Annotated in this window: 2 protein-coding genes; one reads left to right on the top strand and one right to left on the bottom strand. The window is 66.8% G+C overall.

Translation table 11 applies throughout. The features are described from left to right. Positions 1-208: 208 nt before the first annotated feature. Positions 209-583, bottom strand: coding sequence for a DUF3040 domain-containing protein (locus NQ160_RS24190; RefSeq protein ID WP_257517512.1), 375 nt, complete (start codon positions 581-583; stop codon positions 209-211). A 67-nt stretch (positions 584-650) separates the two neighbouring features. On the opposite strand from NQ160_RS24190, the gene NQ160_RS24185 reads away from it, so the two are divergent. Next, positions 651-964, top strand: a 314-nt coding sequence (locus NQ160_RS24185) for a polyprenyl synthetase family protein (protein WP_257517511.1), incomplete at its 3' end; no start/stop codon positions are given.

The raw sequence follows: 964 nt of genomic DNA, 5'->3' as shown, positions 1-964 counted from the left end.
CCCTTGTCGTCGAGCTTGGGAGTGTGGGTGCCCAACAGCATCTCCACCACCCCCTTAGTCCGGCCCCGCCAGGTAGCGCCACTTTACTCCACTTCCCTCCACTTCACTACACAAACCCCCGACATTGCCCGTCGGCCACCCCGAGGAGCCGCAAACACACGAAAAAAGAGCACCGACCCTGAGGTCGGTGCTCTTGCGTTTCGAGAGGTCAGTGCCGGTCTTGGCGGCGATCCCAGCGTTCGTTCATGCGATCCATGAACGAAGTGGAGGAGCGTGGAGGAGTGCCCGGGCGGGTTCGGGACCCATCCACCGGCGCACGGCCCGAGCCCCGCGTGGGGGTGACGGCCAGCACGACACCGCCGAGCATGACGATGAAGGCGACGACGCCGATGGCGACCAATCCGGTCGATACCCCCGCGATCAGGCCGCCGAGGCCGAGAAGCACGAGAACCGTGCCGTAGACGATGTTGCGATAGCTGAGCGTGCGCCCATCGCGGGGCGCGCTCACCACGTCGGCGTCGTTGCGCATGAGATGGCGTTCCATCTCATCGAGCAGGCGCTGCTCCTGTTCGGACAGTGGCATGCATCCCCCTTGTGAGGTCCCAATAGGCATCGATTCTAACCGTGCCGTCGAGAACTAGGCTAGGCCCGTGTCGCCTACTGCGGATCCCATCGAGGCTGTTTCACAGCGACTGATCGCCTTCTTCACACACCAGCGGGATGCCGCCCGCGCAGAGGGGCCGGAAGCGGTGTCGTTCATCGAGGCGGGTGTCGGCGCCGTCGGCGGGGGAAAGCGCCTTCGCGCCCGCTTCTGCGTGACCGGATGGCGGGCTGTGGCCGAGGCCGGTGGCCGACGCCCCGGGGATGCCCCGCCGGAGGTCATCGCCGCCGCTGCGGCGCTGGAGATCTTCCAGGCGGCCGCGCTGGTGCACGACGACCTCATCGACAACTCCGACACCCGGCG

This window comes from Microbacterium sp. zg.Y909 (assembly GCF_024626565.1).
This window is presented reverse-complemented; position numbering and strand designations above follow the sequence as displayed.

What these genes read in the sequence shown, in the direction of transcription:
- NQ160_RS24190 (WP_257517512.1), bottom strand. Translation starts at nt 583, where the DNA reads ATGCCACTGTCCGAACAGGAGCAGCGCCTGCTCGATGAGATGGAACGC.